Below are 23899 nucleotides of genomic sequence, written 5' to 3'. Positions count from 1 at the left end.
TTACAGAGTAACGCGCTTCAGTAACCGTGTTGGGCCATAGCGCTCGTCAAAGCCATGCGCCTCAATCACCACCTTGCCACTGGCATGCACTTTCACGACCGCCCATGCATACATGCGATCGTTAGGATTTTGGCTATCCGCGGGTTCAGCACTAAATGGCGAACCACCCGAGCCCACCATCACCTGATACGCCTTGCCACCGCTCGCCAGCGTCGGCTGCATCACATTGTAGATATGCTCGTGCCCGCAGAAGTAAGTCGCGCCATACTGCTCAATGGTTTGCCAGAATGCCTGCTGATTTTCTGGAAATTTATCCATCCCTTCCAGATCAATCCCAGGCTTATAGAAATAGGTGTAGGCCGGTTTATGGCCAAAAACGAAGAATCGTTTCGCGCCGCGCGCCTTCGCTTGCGCAAAATCCGCAGCGAGCCATGCAGCTGGAGCATGGCCATCATTGCCCACTGGGTCAGTATTAATCACGGCAAAGTGCTGGCCTGCAAAATCAAAGGAATACGATAACTGGCTTTGATCGGTGCTGATATTGTCTGCGCTACCAATTTGCGGCACGTTTTTCACATCAAATGCTTGTAAATCACTGCCTACCGTCGCTTTCCAGCGGCCTGCATCAACGATTAAATCGCCCATATTTTCACGCCAACTGTCTTCATTGCTTTGGCGCGCGATCTTTTTAGTTTTGCCGTTATCTTTGAATTTTTCTTGCACTTCATGGTTGCCCGGCACTGGCAGCACGTAGGTACCATTTTCTTGCAATGTGGTCACCATCCCGCGCCAATATGCGTATTGGCGGTTCAGCGCATTTTTATCCGTGGTGTAACCCATGATCATATCGCCATTAAAAAACAGCGCATGCGGCTTTTGGGTTTGGATTTCGCGCATGATACGTGACCATGCTTTGGTATTTTGCAGCCAGATTTTATCCTGCGCGTTGAGCTTATCCGACGGCTCTTCACGCGAATCCCCAACCGTTGCAAATGTCGCCACGACTGGATCTTTTTCCGCCGCATAGCCATTGACGGCTATAAATAAACTCAGTGTCGTGCAGACACTCACAATTGATTGAAGACGCATACATCACCCCTGTTGTTGTGCGGCGATCTTAGTCCTCCACCATGTCAAATAAATGACAACCTACTTGACTCAAGCAATACCACGTAGGGTATAACCATAAAGACAAAATACATCAAAGCCTCCAGCCGTATACATATAAAAACCCTAGTCCTTGACTAGGGTTTTTGACTGGCTATCTCGCGTTTAGCAATTAAATTGAACAACCATCTGGCGTACACAGCGCAAGCACAGGCTCTGTCGATGCCAAACCCGTTACCTGACTTAAGCTCGCCACAAACTGCGCTGGCTGCCCTAAAAAGCCAGACACATCCAGCACACTGAATTGGCCCGCTTGTTCCAGCAATAGCGATGGAAAACCACGCAAGCCATGCTGGCGCATTAAGCTGCGCGTGGCGGCAAATTGCGCCTCAAGCTGCTGTGCCAGCACATCGAGTTGCGCCAGAAAACTGGCACTATCAATCCCCAGCTCGCTAGCCAATTGCAGCAACACTGTGCCATCGCTAATCCGCAAGCCTTGCGCATAATGCGCATACTGAATCTTGCCCAGCATCGCCAAGCCATCAAAACCCAACGCTTGCGCAGCCAAGATCGCCAACGTTGGCGGGGTTGAATCGAACACGGCGCTGGTGTCGAGCAACAAGCCATTAAAGTAGGCATCACCAAACGGCTGACCCGTTAGCTCGGCAATCCGTTGATCATGCGGCATCACATAGTTGCGCAGCGCTGGGCTCACCGTTTGACGATTGGCGCCGCTCATCATGCCACCCGGATGCAACACCACTGCCAGACCTTGCAGTTGCGCCGCGGCGTGGATCAGCGGTGCGGCAGCGTAGCACCAGCCACACAGCGGGTCGAACACATAGTGCAGCTTGCTTTGATTGCTGGTGTTTACCATTTCATTTCACCTTTATTCACTTTGGCACCGATATCGAGCGCAATGCCCAAACCGGCATTTGGATAAGCCGCTTTCATACTGTCGATCAGCTCAGCACCCGTTTTCGCCCTGCCCAAGTTTTGCTCAAACGTCTGCAAATAAGCCTTGGTGTAATCAATCGCGCTGATGTCCATCTTCGCGCCTGCTTGCATATGGCCCGGCACAACGACAGCGGGTTTGAGCGCTGCCATTTCATCGAGCTGCACGATCCACGCTTTGCGCTCGGCGATGCTTTGCGTATCAGCAGTCCAAACGTGCAGGCCATTCAGTACGCCGACATTGCCGGTAATGGTTTTGATCGATGGAATCCACACATACGGGCGATGCGCCAAGATGCCGCTGGTGCCACGGATTTCAACTTTTTGCCCATCCACGCTCAAGGTATTGCCGTTCAAAGCCACTGGCAGTACTGGCTTTTTCGGTGCATTGGCGTCCATTTTCGGGCCCCAGAATGCTACCTTTGCATCGACTTTAGCTTTGATTTTTTCCAACACGGCTGGTGTTGCCAGCACTTGCGCGTTCGGGAAAAACTCTTTCAGCGTTTCCACGCCGAAATAGTAATCGGGGTCGGCTTGGCTAACGAAAATCGTTTTCAGTTCCTTGCCGCTATCGAGCACATTCGCTGCAATGCGCAGCGCATCAGCACGGGTAAAGCCAGCGTCAATCACCAGCGCTTCTTTGTCGCCGTAAACCAGCGTTGAGTTCACGTGAAAACTAGCACCATCAGCGTTATACACTTTAACTTGTAGCGGTGCGGTTTCGGCTTGGGCTGCGCCAAACGCAATTGATAATGTAGCGGCGAGTAAAGTAGTGCGGATCATAGTTTTGCTCCTAAATTAGTTGGCGCCTCATCTGGGCTGCCGTGGTGAATTGAAACTGACGCTAGTGTAGTTGCAACAATCAACCAGATAAATGCGCTAAACTGCGCATGATTATTGCAATATTCGAGCAAATAGAGGTTGGGCGATGGACAGACTCACCGCGATGAAAGTGTTTTGCGAAGTCGCCGCCAGCGGCAGCTTTAGCGCCACGGCTGACAAACTCGATATGTCGCGTGCCATGGTCACGCGCTATATTGGCGAGCTTGAAACCTGGCTCGATGCCCGGCTATTGCAACGCACGACGCGCAAAGTCACGCTCACCGACGCGGGCGAGAGCTGCCTGCGCCGCAGCCAGCAAATGCTCGCGCTGATGGACAATATCGAAGAAGAAACGCTGCGCCACGACGGCGAGCTGCGCGGGCAATTGCGCCTGACCTGCAGCATGTCGTTCGGCTTTGCGCATCTGGCCGGCGCGATCAGCGATTTTCTGGCGCTACACCCGCAACTCAAAATCGATTTGAATGTCAGCGATCGCGCGGTCAATCTGGTTGAGGAGCGCATCGACCTGGCGATCCGCATCAGCAGCGAGCCCGACCCGATGTTGATCGCCCGCCCACTGGCACGTTGCGATTCGGTACTAGTCGCCTCGCCGGGGTATCTGTCTGAACATGGGATACCACAAGCACCTGCGGCACTTACCCAGCATGGGTGTCTAAGCTATGCCAATTTTGGCCGCAGTATTTGGTCTTTCCTTCGCGGCGACGAACACGAACAAGTCGCAGTGAGCAGCCGTTTTAGCGCCAACGAGGCCACAGTGCTATTGCACGCCGCGCTCGCCGACGGCGGCATCGCGCTGCAACCGACGTATCTGGCAAAGCCCTACATCGATAACGGCCAACTGATCGCCCTGCTACCCGACTGGCAAGTGCCCGCGATGACGATTTACGCGCTGTATCCATCGCGGCGACATTTATCGCCCGCTGTACGGGCGCTGCTGGATTTTCTGGTAGGAAGATTTGAGAAGCTACTCTGGTAAACCACTAACTCGTCATCAATCACTGTTCGAGAATGGGATATAACATCATCGACACACACGATGTTACATCTCCAGTCGTTACCTGAATTTTGGAGGCCACCAAGCTAACGCAAGAACGCGCATCAAATTCTTTATCTCGTCCATTGATATTGAGAGTGTATTTAAAACCCTCATTACCACAGACTCGCACTTGCTGCGCAAACTCACCAAATACAATGCTATTGCCAGTCTGCGAGCGAAAACAATTCTGGCTAGGCGATTGAGTTTGTGCAATTGGCAAAGCAGCCATACATGACAGCGAGAATAAGCCAAGCGAGACAGCTGCAGCAATCTTATGCATTCGGGTCGACTCCGGAATTTGGAATATATATTTGACGGGCACGGAGAGCACGCCAAAATTCAACACTAAGCGCAAGTTCCTGAACCACACCTGAATACAGGTTTAACCGTTATGCACGCAACTCATCCTGTATCGCCGCCTCCAGCGTGGCAAATTCAAATTGATACCCTTCATCGAGCAAGCGTTTAGGTACGACTCGTTGGCCCTTGGTAAACAGCGCAGCCATTTCACCCAGTAGCAGCTCCAGCACGCACGCTGGCGTGACGAATAGATTGGGGCGGTGCAAGAGTTTGGCCGCGAGTGCGGCGAATTCGGCCTGCGTTGGTGCCTGCGGCGCGGTCATATTGTAAGCGCCGCGCATGTCCGGGTTGGCGATGGCGCGGGCGATCACAGCGATCACATCGTTGCGGTGCACCCAGCTCATCACTTGTCGCCCATCGCCCATCCGCCCGCCAACGCCGAGTTTGAATGGCAGTAATAATTTGGGAAATGCGCCGCCCGGGCCAAACACCAGCCCCAACCGCAGCCGAACTACGCGCACGCCGAAGGCTTCGGCTTTGATCGCGGCCTCTTCCCACTCACGACACAGGTCGGACATAAATTCATTTTGCGGACTGGCATTTTCATCCAGTGGCTCGTCGCCACGACAACCGTAATAGCCAATCGCCGAGCCATTAATCAGCACGGCGGGCTTGTGCGTCGCGCGTTGTAGCCAGCCGAATAGCTGATTGGTCAGGCCAACACGGCTATCGCGCAAGACCTGTTTGCGTGCGGCGCTCCAGCGCGGGCCGACGACGGGCGAGCCAGCCAGATTAATCACCGCGTCAAATTGCGCATTGCTATCCAACGAATTCCAATCCGAAAAAGCCGTTATCTGCCCAGCCGCGCCCTGCGCGGTAAATGTGCGTAATGCTTGCTCAGGGCGTCGACTAAATAGGCTAACGCGATGGCCGGCCGCCAATAATTGGCTAACCAGTTCGTGGCCGATAAAACCTGTGCCACCTGTGATCAACACCTGCTGTAGCGGCAGTTGGGCAAAATATTGATTCATCATGCTCTCCGATTGAAATCTCACCATAGTGCGAATTGCTTAAAAAGGCTTGTTGACCATCAGCCAGTACACTCCAATAAGGCCGAAAAAGGCGGGAAAGCCCAAAATGGTCCATATTTTTTCATACCGCCAGTAGCGTGCGGGCAGCTCTGCAGCCCCCTGTGCTGCAGCTTGGGCCAGATTGCGCATTTGCAACTGCAACCACAACACAGGCATCCAGCATAGCCCTGCAATCGCATACAACAATACAGACAGCCAAACCCACCGTGATTGCAGTGGAAAGCCAGCCCAATAAATCATTAACGCGCCCGAAAGCGGCTGGATGATGACCGCTGGCATGGTAAACCAAGTATCAGCTTTAACCACCCAATGGCTGACCACCGCCATCGCCTGCACATTACCGCTGCGATTAGTCACAAACATATAAAACGCCGTACCCAAGCCGGTGCCGAACATGATGGTGGCCGACATAATATGCAGCCATTTAACCCACAGATAGTATTCCATCACCCCCTCCTTGCTTGATCGCACTGATCAAGCAGCAGACACAACGCCAAGATTGGTAGATTTTTAAGTACTGGGCCAAACGGATGCCACAGAAACTCGGGTAGTGCGATGGCGATCACCGCGCTATAGCCCATAATCAACAATGCCTGCGCCCGCCACCAACGCCAATTTAGCAAGCATGCCACCCCAAACAGCACGTCGACCGCTACTGCTGAAATAAACAGTGGGTATTGCCACGCTGGGGGTATCCCCACCTGAGCTAACAAATGCAGGCTCTGCTCGTGCGGCCAAGCCCACCAACAAATCGCGGCCGTCAGCAACCAAACTAAAGCCACGCTGCTACGCAATAGTGGCAATAGCCAAGCAAGTTGTGAGCGCTGCCGCAATCCATAATCAGAGGGCTCCGGTAAGGCAGGCTTGGGCTCACGCCCCACTACTTTGATCATGGCTGCGCATGAGCCGATATTTCCCGATCGCAACATACACAAACTGGCAGGCGATAACAAACTATTAGGTATGTATTGCCCTATATAGCATGTTATATCTTGCATCCAAGCAGATACCCTTAAGTGTTTTGTCACCGGCAAACCCAAGGCGGCGCGTAACGCAGCCAGCCATTGCACTACGGAATACGGTTGTGGCCCCACCAATTCAAGCACTTGTCGCACCGGAGCAGGTGCGGTGAGTAAGCCCAGAATGGCTGCCACCACATCATCCAGATGCACCGGCTGGATTGCTGCGCTCAAGTGCAAGTCGGGCAACACGGGCCAAGTTGCCATTTGCAAGAACTGCTGACAACTGCGGCCATTTGGCGCGTAAATTAAGGAAGGTCGGACAATCGCCCAATCTAGCTGGCTGGCGCATAGCGCTGCATCAGCTGCCGCTTTGCTGCGCCAGTATTCCGTGGCCGCATGAATATCCGCCCCCAAAGCAGAAATCTGGATCACTCGCCGCACCCCGCCTTGCCGACTAGATCGCTCGCAAGCGGCAAATAGCGCCCTTGGCATTGCTTCGTGGAGCGCAGCAAATGATTGCTGCGCTTGCTGACTAAAAATGCCCACAGCATTGATCACGATCTCAACATCGGTCAGAACGGCATCCCAATCACGGCTGTTCACCCACTGAGAAAGATCAGCCTGAATATACTCCACCATTGTATCCAACCCAGAGGCATGTCTAGCAATGGCTCGTACTGAGTACCCCATATCTAACATATTCTTTAGTAATGCGGAGCCAACTAAACCTGATGCACCCAATATCAGTATCTTCATCAGAACACCATTTCTTTAATTTCTGTCAAAACAGAAATATTTAGGCCAATTTTTTGTTCGAACAGTAGCCTGTAGAGCAACGCTGATGCGCTTGAAAACCCAGTACACGGCTTACCACATAACGATTCGCCGCCACCCAGCGATACATACGCGCCATCACGCCGCGGGTTGCCCGCCAGCGCAGTGGACCAGTCCACCATCCTTGCCCAATCGCAGTATACAAACAGGCAATCGCTTCAATCCCCGTTTGCCAAGGCCCAAAACAAGTCCCTTGCTGCTCACGAATATGCAACAACGTTTCCAGAGCCTGCTGAGTAACGCCATAGTCGGCAGCGATAAAATCCGCAGCGCTAATGTCAATCAACTCAAACTGCCCAGCCACACTCAAACGCTGCAAGCGCAACATTTCAAAGCGACACATTGGACAAGCATCGTCATAAAAAATTTGATAGCGTGGCATGATCAAACTCCTGAGTTGTGTAACCTGCAAAAGGTCATTATTTAGCGGCTATTTCGTCATCTTTACCGAAGATAGCAACTAATTGCCCTAGCTTTCCGCCCATTTTGAGCAGCTTCATGACGACCGATGGTGGTAAATGCTTAAAATCGTCATAGCCCGATAGCAGCATTTCTAGAAAAACCAACACGTCATCCATTTTTTGCCGGGTGGCTGCTTCAATCTCGGCATCGTTCTCCGCCTCAATGGCGCATTCACGGAGTACGGTGAGCGTGGGATCAAGTTCACGCTTCTTACGCTCTTCAGTGATGACGCGAAATATTTCCCATACATCCTGTAGCGCCACAAAATGATCGCGTCGATCACCCAGCACATGCTGCACCTTTACCAAACCCCAGCTTTGCAGCTCTTTCAAGCTATTACTCACATTGGAGCGCGCCACATTGAGGGTTTCGACGATGTCTTCGGCATTCATTGGCTGGTTGGCCAGAAATAGCAAAGCATGAATCTGCGCCACGGTGCGATTCACGCCCCAGCGTGTGCCCATCTCACCCCAATGGACAATATATTTCTGCATAGTTGGGCTTAGCTTCACTGCTTTTCCTTAATTTCTGTCTTTACAGAAATTAAATACCGCAAACATGACTTTGGCAAGGACTTTATGATTAATTAGTCAGACTCCATCACCAGTGGCAGCACGACATCAAATTTACCCATGAAGAGTATTGCCATAAAACCTAAGCAATACAAAAACAGAAAAGCAATACCCCTCATGCACCAGCAAGCATTAGGCGGCCTTGCGTGGCATAGAAAACACAAGATACCGTACGGCAACATAGCTGATCACTAAAGTAGCCACTCCCAGCTCAATAGCGCCGAGTAGATTTAGTTGCTCAATTAGGGCGGTCGGCACCCGCCAGTGCTTGAACATCGCTTCGACCTTATAAATGGCTGTAGCGCCAATCGCCATCGGGAAAGTAAACGCAGCAAAGCCTGGCGTAAAGGGCAAACGCAGTAGCCGTAAAAATGCGCCGTACACGATCACCGTCATCGTAATGGCCAAGCCCAACATCACAATCACCAATAAGGGGCTTGGATCCATGGTTACTCGTAGATAAGCGGCCAGTGTCAGGCTAGCGGGCGCGGCCAGAATCGCAATGGTGGGCTGTGCACCTTCAGGAATCGTCTCGCGAAACATCAGGCGATAAAACATCAGTGGCATCATCACTGCGTAGCATGCCAAGGCAAATGCCATACACAGCCAGGCAATCAGGTGCGTCCAATCCCCCATAGAGCCTGACCATGCCACCGCCGCCACCGCAATCCCGACCGGCGGCACAAACCAACTTGGCACCATGTGATGCAGTGAAAACTCACGCCGACGATAACGAATAAACTTCACCAAAAAATACACATGCAGGGTAATGGCCAGCAACCAAACCGCAGTACCGGCTAGCGACCAATACATCGCAAGACCATGACTAAATACCATCAGCGCCATCGCAAACGTCGGCGCTACGCTGCCAATCACCGGATGTTTAAGATCTGCGCGCAAAGTATCAAAGTGCAGCACAAAGCGAACCAGCAAGCTAAGTAGCATTGCCCCCACAATTAGCATGGAAATCGTCTCAATACGTCCCTGCTGAGCCAAGGCGGCATCCAGACACATGCCAAGCCCACCAATACCCAAGGCCAGGCCCGCCATTGGCGTGGGTAGCTTGCGGATTTTTTCAGACCATTCGATCAGCTGCTGTTGCATAAATCTGGCCCCTATATCTATAAAACCAATTTATAAATATTATCAATCAATAATTTAAATATTCCAATGAAGTATTCACATCATCTCAACTTACTTCTCGTTTCTGATCAGTAGTGTGAACTCGCAATAGACAGCCCAGACTGTCCTGATCATGATCTACTTTAACTAGACCGCTTGTCTTCTACCTGCGGTACTGACTATGCTAATAGCAGTCCCGCGAGTTGACTGACCTTTCTGCTATTTTCTCGCCCTTACACCGCTGTGGAGCGACTATGCCAATCAAAACCAGAGTGATTTTCTCATCCATACTGATTACCTTGCTGGCGCTTGGTTTTGCGGCATGGGCCAATCAAGGTTTAGGGCTATCAAACTGGTTAGCATTGCCACTTACCGTAGCAGTAGCGGCCATCGCACAGTGGTTTGCGCTGCAAATTATTTTGCAGCCATTGCAAAAACTACTTTCAGCAATGAAACAACTTGCGGTCGGTGGTGGTGACCTCAATTTCCGCATCCCCGTTCAAGGTGATGATGAATTAGGGCAAGCGGCCGCAGGGTTTAATGAATTTGCGACCCAATTACAAAACACCTTCCGCGAAGTGCAGCGCGACATGGAAGGCCTGTCGCTCGGTTTAAAGGAAATCACCGCAGTAACTGGGCAATTAGTTAAAGATAGCCACACACAAGCTGATTTTGTGGCGGCTTCTGCTGCGGCGGTTGAAGAAATTACAGTGAGCATTACGCACATTGCCGATAGCGCCCACGAAGTAGATGACGTTGTGGCATCCACTCAGCAAATGTCGGTAGACGGCGCTCAAACAGTACACAGCGTGTCAGACGAAGTGAGCAAAATGCAGGGGTCAATCAAGGCACTGAGCTTTGCTATGGCTGACTTGGGGCAACGCTCAAAAGAAATTGGCAGCATTGTGAGCGTGATTAAAGATATTGCTGAGCAAACCAATCTGCTGGCGCTCAACGCAGCCATTGAAGCAGCCCGCGCTGGCGAGCAAGGCCGTGGCTTTGCGGTGGTGGCGGATGAGGTGCGTAAACTAGCCGAACGCAGCGCCAAGGCCACAGTTGAAATTACCGAACGGATCAGCTCAGTCGGCAAAGATACTGATATCGCCTTGAAAAACATGAATGAAGCCGCAGTGGGCGTTAGTTCAAGCGTAGAACGTGCGCAAGAAGCCAGCCACATGATGTCCGAAATTGGCCAGCGAATGGAAAATGTGGTGCAGGTAGTGCGTGGCATTGCTGATGCAACCCGTGAGCAAACGGCCGCCAGTACCACAATGGCACAATCTTCCGAGCAAATTAATTCGATGACGCAATCGAGCGACTCGGCGCTGCAACAAACCAAAAAAGCCCTTGAAACCCTCGATACCCGTGCCCGCGAACTCATGAATGCCGTGGGTAAATTTAAACTGGAAGACATTACCGTATTACACGGCTGGTTTGCAGCCAGTGGCTTCCGTGCAGTTGCCGATGTGAAAGCCCGCTTAAACAAAATTGGCCATCACTGGAGCGATGCGCACAGCGGTAAAGATGTCCCCGGGATGCTGAAAAAAGCAGTCGAGGAAAACAACTTACCCACAGCCGCAGCCATTGGTGGGGTCAAAATTCAAGCTTGGGCTGGTAAAAATGTGCTCGCCAATCTGGACGAATTAGCGCGCGAGCAAAGCTGGGGCCAAATCTTACCCAAAGTCATTGATGATCAAATGCACGCCGATGGCCACTATGCCGCTGTACCACTGGGTGTAGCGCGCGTGAATGTCATCTGGGCCAATGCTGCACTCCTACGCCGGATTGGAGTCAGCCAGCCACCACGCAGCTGGGACGAGCTGCTGAACTTGTGCCAGAAATTACAAAATGCAGGGATTACCCCATTTGCCCACTCCGAAGTTAAATGGCAAGTAGCAACCTTATTCGAGGCCGTATCACTGGGCTTGTGTGGTGCTAAATATTATGTGGATGCGTTTAGCAAACTGGATCAAGCCACACTTTCCGGCCCCAACACTATCCGAGCACTGGAAATGTTCCGCAGCCTAAAACCTTATTGCAGCGAAGATCCGGTTGGACGTGACTGGAACTTGGTCACCGCGGACATCATCAATGGCCGGGCTGCGATGCAATTGATGGGGGATTGGGTTAAAGGCGAATTTGATACCGCAGGCAAACAGGCTGGCTGTGATTACTATTTCTGGGCCGCGCCAAATCCAAATGGCGAATATAGTTTTGCCGCTGATACGCTCACCATGTTCCGCCAGGATGATCCAAAACGAGCCTTGGCTCAGCGTGATTTTGCGTCGTTACTGATGAGCCCAGAATGTCAGATCGCCTATAACCACCATAAAGGCTCGATCCCGGCGCGTACTGATATTGATCGCAATCGCCTCGACACCTACGGCAAAGCCTCAGCGGCCGACTTTGCCGATGCTGCGAATAAAAACACCTTGGTTCCATCTTGGGCGCACAATATGGCCGTACAAGATGATATGAAAAAAGCATTGATCGAGGTTGTATATGAATACTGGCACAACCCGAATATGACCGCAGCAGCAGCGGCCAGTAAATTAGCGGCTACTGCGCGCCGCTAAGTTCAAATAGCGCGCATCCCCCCAAATACCATCTACTTCAGTGGCTGCCTATTTCTTAGGTAGCCACTGAATCACGCTAATTGCCTGCTCTAATTTCAATAGTGCCGCTTGCTGTTTTGCCAATTGCATTTTCAAGGCGGCCACCAGTGGCACTGCTCGTGCCGACTCACCTTGGCTGTTTTTTAGCGCACCTGCAACCATCTGAGCATCGGCCTCGATAAAACGCGTCGCCAAAGCCAGCTCTACCACAGTGGCATTCACCGGCTTACGATTACGCATTTCAAACTGGAAGGCTTTGTCGCCCTGCATGACGATAAATTGCATAGTGCGCGGGTCCAAAGCACGGATAAGGGCTTCGGTATCAGCGATTTGTTGGCGAAGCTCTGTGGCCAGCGGCATGAAAATTCCTTATTCAGTGAGCAACAATCAAGCTAGCGTTGCGTCCGGCAATACGCGACCACCGAATCGATCACACAGCGCAGTTTAGGTGGCAAATAGCGATGCGCAGGATACAGCAAATAGGCCATGCCTGCGTAAGCGGTACTTAAATGCCAAGTGTCCAACACCCGCCGCAAACGACCATCAGCCACAGCCGAACGTGCCGTAAAGTCTGGCAAGCTGGCGATTCCCAAGCCATCAACCGCCGCTTGCAAACGCATTTCGCTATGGTTGACCCGCAAACGTCCAGCAATCTCGACGGTCAATTCTTGCTTACCTTGTTTAAAGCGCCATCGGTGATCAACCGGCGTTTCCCCCAAGCAAATACACGAATGTGCCAGCAAATCTTGCGGCACTTGCGGCACACCGTGCCGCGCCAGATAGTCAGGGCTAGCGACCAACACCTGCTCAACAGGTAACAAGGGCAAACCAATTAGCCCAGGTGGGGGATGATCACCAATGCGAATGACTAAGTCGATTTCATCTTCCAAGGGATCAATTACGCGATCAGTCACCACCAGTTGCAGCTCGATGCCAGTATGTTGCTGCAATAGTGGCGTAATGCAAGGCTGCAATACAGCGCGGGCAAAGCCGCGCGGCACTGCCAGACGAACCCGACCTTGTGGGCTTGCAATGTATTGCTCTGAGACCTGCATTGCCTCGTGCGCAGCTGCTAGCATGCTCTGGCAGCGAGTCAAAGCAGCTTGACCCGCATCACTGAGCCGTAAGCGCCGGGTGCTGCGCTCAAGCAGCCGCACAGACATCGCTTGCTCTAGACGAGCAATCTGCCGGCTAACCGCTGAGGCGCTGACGCCCAATTGTTTAGCAGCAGCACTAAAACTGCCACACTCCACCACCCGCACAAAAACGGCCATATCTGGCAACAAAGAAATCAACTGATTCATGCTAATGACGCACTAATGTTTTGCATATTGCATAGATTATCACCGGTAGAACAACAATTGATAATGGGATCTTTCGATTACTGCGATTGATATGATGACAATTTCATCAAAAACCACCCAATGGGGCGCACAACTCATGCTGCTGGCAGTGGCGATGGTATGGGGCAGTAGCTATGGCGTCAGCAAAAGCGCATTACTTTGGTATCCCGTGCTTGGGTTTCTAGCATTGCGATTTTTAATCACTTTTGTAGTACTTTTGCCGTATTTTTTGCGCTATTCAGCAGCAGATCGCGTTCAATCATACAAAATGGGCGCACCACTTGGCATTCTTATTGCTGCGATCTTTTTGTGTGAAACCTACGGAGTCTGCCAAACTAGCGCGAGCAATGCCGCATTTCTAATCTGTTTATGTTTGCCATTTACGCCAGTGTTTGAATGGCTACTACTGGGCAAGCCAATAACAGCTCAAGCCGCATGCTGCTTAGCCTTAGCAGTGCTAGGGGCTGCGTTGCTGAGTGGCTTTCATGGGCAAATTGCGGCGTTGAACTGGGGAGATCTGCTGATTGTAGCGGCGGCGCTATTACGTGCCATTGTGGTGACGCTGACACGCAAGCTTGCACAAACTAATCCAGCACCCGCACTTGGCCTGACCATAGTTCAAGTGGGTATAGCTGGCTGCATCATGTTGGTATTGGCCTATACAACTATACCCATCAAGCAACTCAACCTACCGCACTCCCCATCATTTTGGGTCAATCTAATTTACCTAGTCTTGCTCTGCACTATTTTTGCTTTCTTCGCGCAAAACTGGGCAGCCAGCCGACTTCCCCCCACCCGCGTTGCCGCACTGATGGGCTTGGAACCATTATTCGGAGCATTGTATGGCGTACTCGCTCTGGGCGAAACCATGAGCACGAGCGCCATCATGGGAGCAGGCTTGATGTTGTGTGCGGTGTTTGGCCTGAGCGGAGTAGGCAATGAATTAATGCGAGGTGTTTGGCAGTCGCGCCAAAATCCCTTGCGCAGCATGGCGGCCAGTCGCGAAGCAGGCAGTCAGTAGATAGCCACCGGTCGGCGCTTCCCAATCCAGCATCTCACCGGCAACAAACACGCCGGGTAGCGCCTTAAGCATCAAGCCGGCATCGACCGCATCCCATTTAACGCCGCCGGCGGTACTAATCGCTTCGTCAATCGGGCGTGGCGCCAGCAGTTTAATTGGCAAGGATTTGATCGCTTGAGCCAGCAATTCCGGCTGCATAAATTGCTCTTTGCTCAGGATTTCGTGCAATAACCCAGCTTTAATGCCTTCAATCTTCAATTTACGGCGCAAATGATTCGCCATTGAATCCGCGCCGCGTGGCTGCAGCAGCGCCGCGCGCACCTCATCCAGCGATTTTTGCGGTAGCAAGTCCAGCCACAGCGTTGCACTACCCTGCTGATTAATCTGTTCGCGCAGCCCACTCGATAACGCGTAGACCAAACTGCCTTCCACCCCGCCTTGGGTAATCACAAACTCACCGACCTTTTTCGGCGTATGTTCGTCCGCGCTGGCGGCAACAGCCTTTAATGGCGTACCGGCAAATTTATTGGCCAAAAATGGCGACCAGCTCACATCAAAACCACAGTTGGCCGCTTGCAAAGGAGCAATTTCGACCCCTTGTTCCGTTAAAACCGGCAGCCATTTGCCATCCGAGCCCAGCTTGGCCCAGCTTGCGCCGCCCAATGCCAGCAAGGTGGCGTCAAAGCGGCGCGTCAGCTCGCCCTCAGGCGATGAAAATTTGAGTTCACCGGCCTCAGTCCAGCCTAGCCAACGATGACGCGGGTGAAACTTCACACCAGATGCTTTCAGCCGCGCCAACCAAGCACGCAGCAGCGGCGCTGCTTTCATTTCAGTTGGAAATACGCGGCCCGAGCTGCCGACAAAGGTTTGAATGCCCAAGCCATGCACCCATTCACGCAAGGCCTCACCACCAAACTCATCTAGCATCGGTTTTAGCTGCTCTGCTGATTCGCCATAGCGATTTAAAAACGGCTCAGCAGGCTCGGAGTGGGTGATATTCATGCCACCGACACCAGCCAGTAGAAATTTTCGCCCCACCGATGGCATGGCATCAAATACTTCGACGCTCACCCCAGCCGCACTCAGCACCTCAGCAGCCATCAGCCCAGCGGGGCCTCCGCCGATAATGCCAACACGGGCGCAGGATGAAGTCGAATTTGTAGTGAGCATGAAGTTTCCAAAAGGTGTAAAGCGGGGGCGCATTCTAGCGCACTAGCCAGCCCATCGCAGTCGCTTAGCGCTGGCTGGCCGTTGTTTCACGGGCGATTTTCCATTGCCCAGCTTCCATGACCAGTTGCAAAGTTTTTACGGTTTGGTCTTGCAAAAGGCTGGAGCGATAATTTTGTGTGAATTGCACGCTGGCATTTTCACCATGTAATTGGATGATCTTGGGATTCACAATCTGAATTTGCACAAAATCAGCCGCAAAGAAGCGCTGCTGGCGTTGCGCACGCCATTGCGCCAGTGATAAACCGTGCTCCGGTGTAAAACTGCTGGCGTAAAACGACAAATATTGATTAATCGACTGGCTACGCCAAGCTTGCGACCATTCATCAAGCAGACGATAAATTGATTTTTCAGATTGCGACAACACTGGCACCGAAACCTCTGCCGATTCAGCGGCAAACACAGGCTGAGTCAGTGCCACGGCACAACACAAACAAGCGATAATCTTTTTCATAGTTTTATTTATTAAGTACCTTATTACCCGCCAAGGTGGGTTTTTTGAATCATGCTAAGGCGCAATGCCCTCACCGCATTAATAATGCGGCGGAATTTCGTCGAACAAACTACGTGGTGTTTGCTGATCAGGAGCAGCTTGATTCTGCTGCAAGGCCAGCAGTGCGGCGCTCAACTGATCAATCTGTAGCTGCTGGCGCGAAACGATCTGGTTTAATTCGTCGAGTAAGTCGTCCTGCAAGGCAAGGCGGATTTCCAATTCGGTGATGCGCTGCTCGCTGTTTTGCTGGTTCATAACGACCTCCAAAATAAGAGGGGTATTATGCCTCTAAAGTAGCGAAAAAGGCGGGAAAGCAGTGTAGCTACCTAGCTTAGCGGTCATGCGAGGGCTGAGCATAACCGCTGCACCAGCTCAATCGAGCCAGCGCAAAGGACTATTGCAAGACTAGTTTGTCATGATCCAGATGGCTTTGGTGTGACGGGCTTAGCGGCATGATCGACACGCCTTGTCTGATACAAGGGAGAGGTATTGCCACCCGAGCTAGACCAATCAATGTTTCGAGTAAAATACATCACCACTGCCAGCAAACCAAACAAGGTCAGACTCCCCATTAATAGGGCCATGTCTTCCGACTGCAAGATGCCAAATAGCAACCCATATAGCGCAACCAAAACCACACCAAAACCCAAGCCGCGACGCCAGCCCGCTAGTACATAGCTCACGTAATAGGCTTGCAGCCCCGCCGAAGCCAATGCCGCCAGCCAGTAGGCTGCCACAAAACCCAGATGCTCGGACAAAGACAGCGTTAGCAGGAAAAACATCGCCAAGCCCATTCCCACCAGACTGTATTGCACCGGATGCACGGCCAAACGGTGCATCACTTCCATTAAAAATACCGCGCCAAAAATCATTAGCATGAATAATTCGGCGTATTTCATCGTGCGTTCGTTCAAGACATAACGATCGACGGGATCAATCAGACGCAAGCCCACCCGTGCAGCATTACACCCCTCAGCCTCTTTAGCGTTGCACAGCACTGTTTTGCTACCCCCAGTAGCCAGCTCGCTGGTTTGCCAGCGGGCGGTAAAGCCAGTTTTGCTGATGCTGCGCTCGAGTGGAGCAAAATTACCCGCAAAGCTTGGGTGTGGCCAATTCCCCGACAGCGCCACATTACTGCTATCGCCGACTGGCTCGATCAAGAGCTGCGTGCTCCCTCCCAACTTAAGCTTCAGATCAAAATCGAGCTGCTGGCCTTGCTCTCTGAGCACCTCGGCAGCAGCGAGCGTTACCGGCGCATGTACTCCGCCCCCTAGGCGACTCAAGCGAGCCCCCGGTGAAAAATGCAGACTTTGGCGCGCACCCACGCCAGATAACTGCTTAATACCGCGCACATCGCTCAGGCTGAGCGCCAGATAGGGTGCGCCCCAGCGGGTATTGATACGCTCACGTTCCGAGCTAGCCTGAGCCTCGTATTGCGCCAAAGCTGGAATGCTAAAGCGCCCCGCCAATTGCAAATTAGTGTTGTAGATTGGTGCTTCAAATAAACCCCGTTTGAGCACCTCAACCGCCAGCAAACCGCGTGCATCAAAATAGCTAGGGGCCAGCACCACTTGCGATTCAAGCTGACTATCTTCCCAATAACTAGGTTTATCTTTGCTGGCTTCAACCAATTTGCTGGTCGTACGCACATAAGGCAACACTAAAAATGGCCCCGCCAGCGTTTGCTCTCCGGCACTAAATTGGGCGATTTCACTGCGCACCGCATCGGCGCGCTGCTGTCGTTCATTCACCAAATCACGCACGAAAGACAATACAAACAGCATTAATACAGTCAGCCCAAACATTGCAGCCAGCTTCATCCCGATTCTCATAATGGATCTCCAATAATGGCCTCGATGCCAATATCGTCAGCATGCTCAATGGATATGGAGGCAGCATGCGGGAAATGTGGAGATTGTGTGGAGACGCCGTGAAGGTTATTTACCCGATTGCGACAGTGATGTTGCACACACAAATTTTGACTACAAACTGACACAAGACTACGATCCACTCTTTCACAAAACTCGGAAATTCCTCATGAAATTGTCTTCCCTCCTCTTGGCATGCCTATTGGGCACCAGCTTGGTTCCTGCGGCAAACGCATTTGACTTGGGCAAAGCACTGAAAGTAGGTACTCAGGCGTTGCAAGCCGCCACGCTATCGGATACCGACGTCAAAGCCCTGGCCAATCAAGCCTGCGAGCAAAGCGATGGAGAAGAGAAAATTGCCGGCCCAAAAGATAAATACAGCAAACGTCTCGACAATATTGCCAAAAAATTAGGCAGTGAGATCAATGGTCAGCCGGTCAATTACAAGGTCTATATCACCCCCGACGTTAATGCTTGGGCGATGGCCAATGGCTGCATCCGGGTATATAGCGGTTTGATGGACTTGATGAGCGATGATGAAATCATCGGCGTACTAGGCCATGAAATGGGGCACGTCGCGTTGGGGCATAGCAAGAAAGCCATGCAAACTGCCTATGCAGTAGCTACCGCTAAATCGGCAGTCGGTGAATACGGCGGCTCAGCAGGCGCCGCATTGAGCGGCTCAACACTGGGCAAATTTACCGAAGACCTGATCAATGCTCAGTTCTCACAATCACAAGAGCTGGATGCCGATAACTTCTCGTATGATTTACTGACGCAAAAGAAACTCAAACGCGAGGCACTGATCACCGCATTCCAGAAATTGGCACAATTAGGCGGTGGTGAACATAGCATGCTTGATTCACATCCAGCGTCAGCAGATCGCGCAAAAAACATCGAAACTCGCATCGCCAGCAATAAATAAGCTCATCAGCAGCTGCAGGGTGCATATGCACCCTGCCTAGCCCAATTTAACGCCCCTCACGCTGCTTCGCCCATTTTGCAAACGATTGGTATAAGCGCATTCTGCTCGCGTCATCCAGTGCGCCTTTGCGAAATGCAACGTGGATCGGGTCTTTGGCAACGGACCTGCTCGCAATAACAAACTCATCGGCGTGCGCCTGTAATTCAGGATCGCCAGCCAAAATTCCTGGCAAAATTGTTTGCGCATTCGGAATAAAAGCGCCATCAATTCGCCCAGCTAGCAAATTCTTAAACCGTGCGACATGCGAAGTATCTCGCACAAATTCAAACAGTCCATTCTTGGCGGCCTGATCGACCTCGACGCCATAACTCACCCCCATTAAAGCACCGATTTTTTTACCGGATAAATCGCTTAGCGAATGAAATCGAATCGGGCGACTCTTGTGCGTCACTAGAGAAATCCCACTGTCGTAAATGGCGGCAGAGAAATCAAAAAGCTCAGCACGCTCTGGGGTATACGAAATACCGATCACCCCACCACGACCTTGCTGAGCCAGCTTATAAGCCCGATTCCACGGTAGCAACTCAGCTTTGATCGTAAAACCAGTATCGTGGGCTACAAAATCAATCGCCTCTAATGCCACGCCACGCGGCTGAGCTTTTTCATCCAGCCAGCTTATTGGGCGGTAGTTTTCCGAGGCATAAATAATCAATGGCTCTGGAGCGGCATCCGCTATAGGCAACGCCAATAGACCCGCTAGTGCGAAGATGAATCGTTGCATATTGCCACCTGCTTTGAAGATGGGGCTAACTTCAGCTTAGCCTGTCAATGGCAATTGCTATGCACGATTTCGCCCACTGCTATGCCGTATGGCGCAAAGGTAGTGTCAATTGGGCCAGTACACCACCGGCGCTGGCATTGGTCAGCACAATATCGCCGCCATGCAACTGCACAATCGCGCGCGTTAGTACCAAGCCCAAACCAGTGCTTTTTTGCCCATTTTGCCGGGGCAAAGAGTAAAAGCGATCAAACACTCTCGCCAATGCGTAGTCAGGTATTGGCTCACCATCATTGTGAATCTTGATCTGCACACACATACCCTCAGAAACAACGCTCACATTAATGCAGCCATCGTGGGCAGTAAAATCAATCGCGTTCTGCAATACATTACGGATGGCCTGCCCAAGCAAGAAGGCTTCACCAGCCAAGGTAAGTTCTGCCCCCGGAGTAAATAGAATGTGCCGCTCAGCGGCTTGGCTTTGCAACGCATCGATTTGCGCCTGCACCAGTGAGCGCATCTCAACGGGTTGCGCCGCCTGCAATTCATGCCGCGCCTCTAGCGACGCTAACTGCAGCAAATAATCAACAATATGCTGCATACGGGATACTTCTGCATCGATATGCTGCAAAAATTTCTCTCGATCAGTAGCACCCAAATCATCGTGTAAAATTTCCGCCGAAGCACGAATGCCCGCCAGCGGCGATTTGAGCTCGTGCGTGAGTTCATGCACATAATTTTCGATATAGGCCTTGCCATCGAGCTGATCACGCATCGCGCCCAAGGCCTGTGCCAAGCTAGTTAATTCGCGATTGGCGATAAAACGCGGCACGGGTGCAGGCTTCCCCGCGCTCACTTCTTTCGCAAAATCCGTTAGCTGTGTAATCCCGCGACTCAACCACCATGAAAACAGCGCCCCCGCGAGCAAACCCGCCACAATCACCGCGATCACAATGCGCGACAATTTGCGCTCGCTGCGCTCGATAAATGGCTGCATCGCCAGATTGGGGCGACTGACCGTTAGCGAGCCGATGATCTGGTCGCCATTTTTAATTGGCGCGGCCACATACATCACTGTCGAGAGCGGATTTTTCGGGTCGGCCAGCGTGGTACGCGCGCCGTACTCGCCGCGTAGCGTCAGCAGCACATCGCGCCACTGGCTGTAATCCTGACCGACGGCTTTTTGCTCAGAATCGAGCAGCACGAAGCCGCGCGCATCGGTGATATACACATGCAAATAAGTGCGCTCGTGTTTTAAACCAGCAATATTGGCCTGCGGCGAGCGCAGCGCAAATTGCGCCATCGCCGCAGCAAAGCGCCCATCGTCCAAACGGCCAGCCACCAAATCAGGCTGTACCATTGCCGCGAGCAGATTGGCGGTATCGAGCAGCACTTCTTCCGCCGATTGGCGCATCGCGGGTTTGACCTCGTCGCGCACAATGCTCAGCACATACGCCGCCAGCAAGGCCACTAGCAAAAAATATCCGAGAAAAATCCGTAACGAAAAGCGCATTAGCTCACCGCCAAGGCATAGCCAAAGCCACGATGCGTGGCAATCGGGTCGAGGTCAGCACGAATGAGTTTGAGCTTGGCGCGCAGACTTTTGATATGGCTATCAATAGTGCGCTCGAAGCTATCCTCGGCCGCATCGCCCAAAGCATCAAGCAATTGCGCTCGGCTCAACACATGCCCCGGATGCGCTAGCAAGGCTACTAATAGACGGTATTCGCTTGGCGTCAGCGCCAGCATTACTCCGCAGAAGTATACCCGCCGTGCAGCGAGCTCATGCACAAAATATTGCGCAGCCGATTGCTCGCTATTCACTTCGGTATTCGACGGCGTGCTGGCACGCGTGCGCTTTAAAATCGCTTTCACCCGTGCGGCCACTTCGCGTGGGCTAAATGGCTTGACCACATAATCATCAGCACCCAGCTCCAAACCCAAAATCCGGTCCAACTCTTCGGCGCGCGCAGTCAGCAACAACACCGGCATTTCACTCTGACGCCGCAAGCGTTTAAGCACTTCAAAACCGCTATCATCGGGCAAGCCGATATCTAAAATCAGCAAATCAGCCGCTTGCGCTGCCAGATCGGCTTCGCCCGCACGCGCCAGTGCAAAATGGCGCACCTGCCAGCCTTCACGTTGCAAGGCAAAGCTCAAGGTATCCGCAATGGCGGGTTCGTCTTCGATTAATACAATCTGGGCAGCAGAGCTCATCAGCAGAAATGACACGACGGTGGCAGACAGCTTATTTTAACCAAGCGACGCCATTTTGAGCGCGTAATCGTTCTATCGTCACAGCGTGATGCTCGCGGTTTTTTCGCAGCCTATTTTCCTGTGCAAAATCAAAACATTGCCAATTAGCCACTTAATCACAGACTGAAACTGGCAAAACTTGATCTAGGCAAAAATCTAAATGCTGCACTGCGGCGATGATGCAGCTTTCTCCGCCACCCGATAGTCAACCCTATGCGCAGCGAAACCCCAGCGAGCCTGATCGAGGGCAAAGATGCCCCGCTCGAATACTCGATCACTACCATGCAAGACCAGCTCCAACAGCTGGGCTTTAATGTTGTCGAGGCCTCATGGCTTAATCCGGTTGAGCATGTCTGGTCAGTTCACCTACACGATCGCGATTGCCCTTTGCTGTATACCAATGGCAAAGGCGCCACCCAGCTCGCCGCGCGCGCCAGCGCACTGGGTGAATTTATCGAACGGCTAAGCTGGCATTACTTCTGGTCGAATTTTCATCTCGGGCAAACCCGCGCCAATTTGCCGATTGTGCATTTCCCGCAAGAGCAATGGTTTGCCCCACCGGCGGATGGCCGATTACCTGCGGGCATCCTCAACCCCGAGTTACATGCTTTCTATAACCCCGACGATGCCCTGACCTACCCAAGTCTGGTTGACCTCAATTCCGGCAATACCGAGCGTGGCATCTGCGCCTTGCCGTTTGAGCGCCTCAGCGATGGAGAAAGCTGCTGGATTCCAGTCAATATCCTTGGCAATCTGTATGTCAGCAACGGCATGGCAGCCGGCAATACGCCAATGGAAGCGCGCACTCAGGCCTTGGCCGAGATCGTCGAGCGGCACATTAAATTCAAGGTGTTTAGCGAGAATCTGTGCCTGCCCGATATTCCGCTCGAAGTCATCGCGCGCTATCCGCATATTGCGCAGGGCATCAAGGCATTGCGCGATGCGGGATTTGGCATTTTGGTTAAAGACGCTTCTTTGGGCGGAGTATTTCCGGTACTCAATATCACGCTACTGCACCCTGAAGATCAGGGCTGCTTTAGTAGTTTTGGCGCACATCCGCGCTTTGATATTGCGCTGGAGCGTGCGCTCACTGAATTACTGCAAGGACGGGCATTTGATAAATTGGCCAACTTCCCCGAGCCTAGCTTTAATCAGGCCGAAGTCGCTGATTTTCCCAATCTGGAACAGCACTTTATCGACTCCAGCGGCACGGTGGGCTGGCGGTTTTTAAGCAATGAGGCCGATTTTCCATTCTGTGACTGGTACTTTAGCCACCACACCGCCGACGATTACCAATGGCTGGTTGATTGCATCCACGAACAGGGACATCAAATTTATCTGGCCGATTTTACTAATCTGGGCGTTTATAGCTGCCGCATCGTGGTGCCCGGCATGTCCGAGGTGTATCAGGTCGATGATTTGGAGTGGGAAAACAATAGTCTGGGCAACGCGATTCGTCCGGCCATTTTGCGACTCAATCAGCTCAATCACAATGAATGCAAAGCCTTGCTCAATCGCCTGCAAACACTGGGGCTGACCGACGACCGAGCCATTTGGGAAATTATCGGTTTGGCAGCCGACCCTGATTCGGCGTGGAAAACCCTGCGCATCGGCGAGTTAAAAACCCTGCTGGCCTTAGCGATTGGCGACAGCGACGCGATTTTGGAAGGCTGCGAATGGATTCATTATTTCGGCCAGCTCAGCGCCGAGCGTGCGCTAGTGTATCGCTGCATTAACGCCCTCATCCAATGCGGACAGCCTAGCGCGTACCAAAGTGCCTTAACCGCGCTCTACGGCGCCGACACGCTAACGCTGGCACAGGCACTACTGGCCGGGCATGTGCGTTTCTTTGGCTTAAATGAACTCGGTGGTGATATGAGCGGCAGCCGTTTACATACCCAATTGCTGGCGGCGTATGATAAATTGCAGATCAATCAAAGGTATCCGCACCACTAATGCTGCACACGAAATAGGTCAGTCAATTTGATTGACCTATAACACTAGGTGCAGGTCAGCAGCGAACTACGAAGGTATGCGATCAAAGTGCTTATTTTTATTAAGCTAGGGCAATATACCTAGTCAGGTATATT

At 52.2% G+C, this 23899-nt stretch carries 24 protein-coding genes; 5 read left to right on the top strand and 19 right to left on the bottom strand.

Features of this window, described 5'->3' with window-relative positions; all coding sequences use genetic code 11:
• From HZU75_RS08965 to HZU75_RS08955, 3 genes are all read right to left on the bottom strand, one after another.
• Window positions 1-1089 carry a metallophosphoesterase family protein gene (locus HZU75_RS08965; protein WP_180305761.1) on the bottom strand — a complete coding sequence of 363 codons (1089 nt, stop codon included), beginning with the start codon at window positions 1087-1089 and terminating at the stop codon, window positions 1-3.
• Window positions 1090-1279: 190 nt separating this feature from the next.
• Window positions 1280-1984, bottom strand: coding sequence for a DsbA family protein (locus HZU75_RS08960; RefSeq protein WP_180305760.1), 705 nt, complete (start codon window positions 1982-1984; stop codon window positions 1280-1282).
• On the bottom strand, window positions 1978-2844 hold the full coding sequence (locus HZU75_RS08955) for an MBL fold metallo-hydrolase (RefSeq protein ID WP_180305759.1): 867 nt from the start codon (window positions 2842-2844) through the stop codon (window positions 1978-1980). Before HZU75_RS08955 ends, HZU75_RS08960 begins: the two co-directional genes overlap by 7 nt.
• Window positions 2845-2989: 145 nt before the next feature.
• Between HZU75_RS08955 and HZU75_RS08950 the strand changes: the two genes are divergently transcribed.
• Window positions 2990-3880 carry a LysR family transcriptional regulator gene (locus HZU75_RS08950; RefSeq protein WP_180305758.1) on the top strand — a complete coding sequence of 297 codons (891 nt, stop codon included), beginning with the start codon at window positions 2990-2992 and terminating at the stop codon, window positions 3878-3880.
• Between the two features lie 19 nt (window positions 3881-3899).
• On the opposite strand, the gene HZU75_RS08945 is transcribed toward HZU75_RS08950, so the two are convergent.
• The 7 genes from HZU75_RS08945 to HZU75_RS08915 form a co-directional block, all read right to left on the bottom strand.
• Window positions 3900-4220 carry a hypothetical protein gene (locus HZU75_RS08945; RefSeq protein ID WP_180305757.1) on the bottom strand — a complete coding sequence of 107 codons (321 nt, stop codon included), beginning with the start codon at window positions 4218-4220 and terminating at the stop codon, window positions 3900-3902.
• Window positions 4221-4329: 109 nt separating this feature from the next.
• Window positions 4330-5274, bottom strand: coding sequence for a TIGR01777 family oxidoreductase (locus HZU75_RS08940; protein WP_180305756.1), 945 nt, complete (start codon window positions 5272-5274; stop codon window positions 4330-4332).
• A gap of 36 nt (window positions 5275-5310) precedes the next feature.
• On the bottom strand, window positions 5311-5778 hold the full coding sequence (locus HZU75_RS08935; RefSeq protein WP_180305755.1) for a DUF2269 family protein: 468 nt from the start codon (window positions 5776-5778) through the stop codon (window positions 5311-5313).
• Window positions 5778-7049: an SDR family oxidoreductase gene (locus tag HZU75_RS08930; protein ID WP_180305754.1), complete on the bottom strand. Its 1272-nt coding sequence runs from the start codon at window positions 7047-7049 to the stop codon at window positions 5778-5780. The genes HZU75_RS08935 and HZU75_RS08930 overlap by 1 nt, the downstream gene beginning before the upstream one ends.
• Before the next feature lie 40 nt (window positions 7050-7089).
• Window positions 7090-7509 carry a thiol-disulfide oxidoreductase DCC family protein gene (locus tag HZU75_RS08925; protein ID WP_180305753.1) on the bottom strand — a complete coding sequence of 140 codons (420 nt, stop codon included), beginning with the start codon at window positions 7507-7509 and terminating at the stop codon, window positions 7090-7092.
• Between the two features lie 37 nt (window positions 7510-7546).
• On the bottom strand, window positions 7547-8101 hold the full coding sequence (locus HZU75_RS08920) for a GbsR/MarR family transcriptional regulator (RefSeq protein WP_180305752.1): 555 nt from the start codon (window positions 8099-8101) through the stop codon (window positions 7547-7549).
• 192 nt (window positions 8102-8293) lie between these two features.
• The gene (locus HZU75_RS08915) at window positions 8294-9265 is read right to left on the bottom strand and encodes a TDT family transporter (RefSeq protein ID WP_180305751.1); all 972 of its coding nucleotides are present in this window, start codon (window positions 9263-9265) and stop codon (window positions 8294-8296) included.
• Window positions 9266-9537: 272 nt separating this feature from the next.
• On the opposite strand from HZU75_RS08915, the gene HZU75_RS08910 reads away from it, so the two are divergent.
• Entirely contained in the window at window positions 9538-11859 is a 2322-nt protein-coding gene (locus HZU75_RS08910; RefSeq protein ID WP_180305750.1) for an extracellular solute-binding protein, read from the top strand.
• Between the two features lie 48 nt (window positions 11860-11907).
• Here the strand turns inward: HZU75_RS08910 and HZU75_RS08905 are convergent, their stop codons facing one another.
• Together HZU75_RS08905 and HZU75_RS08900 are read right to left on the bottom strand one after the other, a co-directional pair.
• Complete coding sequence (locus HZU75_RS08905; protein ID WP_180305749.1) at window positions 11908-12258, bottom strand: hypothetical protein; 351 nt, start codon at window positions 12256-12258, stop codon at window positions 11908-11910.
• A 32-nt stretch (window positions 12259-12290) separates the two neighbouring features.
• Entirely contained in the window at window positions 12291-13202 is a 912-nt protein-coding gene (locus tag HZU75_RS08900) for a LysR family transcriptional regulator (protein WP_228028009.1), read from the bottom strand.
• A 91-nt stretch (window positions 13203-13293) separates the two neighbouring features.
• Between HZU75_RS08900 and HZU75_RS08895 the strand changes: the two genes are divergently transcribed.
• A complete protein-coding gene (locus tag HZU75_RS08895; RefSeq protein WP_180305748.1) occupies window positions 13294-14262 on the top strand; it encodes a DMT family transporter in 969 nt (322 codons plus the stop codon).
• On the opposite strand, the gene HZU75_RS08890 is transcribed toward HZU75_RS08895, so the two are convergent.
• From HZU75_RS08890 to creD, 4 genes are all read right to left on the bottom strand, one after another.
• Entirely contained in the window at window positions 14185-15432 is a 1248-nt protein-coding gene (locus tag HZU75_RS08890) for a TIGR03862 family flavoprotein (protein ID WP_180305747.1), read from the bottom strand. The genes HZU75_RS08895 and HZU75_RS08890 overlap by 78 nt on opposite strands.
• 64 nt (window positions 15433-15496) lie before the next feature.
• On the bottom strand, window positions 15497-15943 hold the full coding sequence (locus HZU75_RS08885) for a L,D-transpeptidase Cds6 family protein (protein ID WP_180305746.1): 447 nt from the start codon (window positions 15941-15943) through the stop codon (window positions 15497-15499).
• A gap of 78 nt (window positions 15944-16021) precedes the next feature.
• Entirely contained in the window at window positions 16022-16237 is a 216-nt protein-coding gene (locus HZU75_RS08880) for a SlyX family protein (RefSeq protein ID WP_180305745.1), read from the bottom strand.
• 158 nt (window positions 16238-16395) lie between these two features.
• Window positions 16396-17814 carry a cell envelope integrity protein CreD gene (gene creD, locus HZU75_RS08875; RefSeq protein ID WP_180305744.1) on the bottom strand — a complete coding sequence of 473 codons (1419 nt, stop codon included), beginning with the start codon at window positions 17812-17814 and terminating at the stop codon, window positions 16396-16398.
• Window positions 17815-18019: 205 nt separating this feature from the next.
• Here creD and HZU75_RS08870 point away from each other — a divergent pair, with 205 nt between their 5' ends.
• Window positions 18020-18775, top strand: coding sequence for a M48 family metalloprotease (locus tag HZU75_RS08870; RefSeq protein ID WP_180305743.1), 756 nt, complete (start codon window positions 18020-18022; stop codon window positions 18773-18775).
• A 46-nt stretch (window positions 18776-18821) separates the two neighbouring features.
• On the opposite strand, the gene HZU75_RS08865 is transcribed toward HZU75_RS08870, so the two are convergent.
• The 3 genes from HZU75_RS08865 to creB form a co-directional block, all read right to left on the bottom strand.
• Window positions 18822-19556, bottom strand: coding sequence for a substrate-binding periplasmic protein (locus tag HZU75_RS08865; RefSeq protein WP_180305742.1), 735 nt, complete (start codon window positions 19554-19556; stop codon window positions 18822-18824).
• A 79-nt stretch (window positions 19557-19635) separates the two neighbouring features.
• A complete protein-coding gene (gene creC, locus HZU75_RS08860; protein ID WP_180305741.1) occupies window positions 19636-21066 on the bottom strand; it encodes a two-component system sensor histidine kinase CreC in 1431 nt (476 codons plus the stop codon).
• A complete protein-coding gene (gene creB / locus HZU75_RS08855) occupies window positions 21066-21770 on the bottom strand; it encodes a two-component system response regulator CreB (RefSeq protein WP_180305740.1) in 705 nt (234 codons plus the stop codon). Before creB ends, creC begins: the two co-directional genes overlap by 1 nt.
• Window positions 21771-22022: 252 nt before the next feature.
• On the opposite strand from creB, the gene ycaO reads away from it, so the two are divergent.
• Window positions 22023-23765, top strand: coding sequence for a 30S ribosomal protein S12 methylthiotransferase accessory factor YcaO (gene ycaO, locus HZU75_RS08850; RefSeq protein ID WP_180305739.1), 1743 nt, complete (start codon window positions 22023-22025; stop codon window positions 23763-23765).
• Window positions 23766-23899: the final 134 nt, after the last annotated feature.

The organism is Chitinibacter fontanus, assembly GCF_013423785.1.
Classification (GTDB): Bacteria; Pseudomonadota; Gammaproteobacteria; order Burkholderiales; family Chitinibacteraceae; genus Chitinibacter; species Chitinibacter fontanus.
Note: the sequence above shows the minus strand (reverse complement) of the source record. Positions and strands in the feature narration are given on the sequence as shown.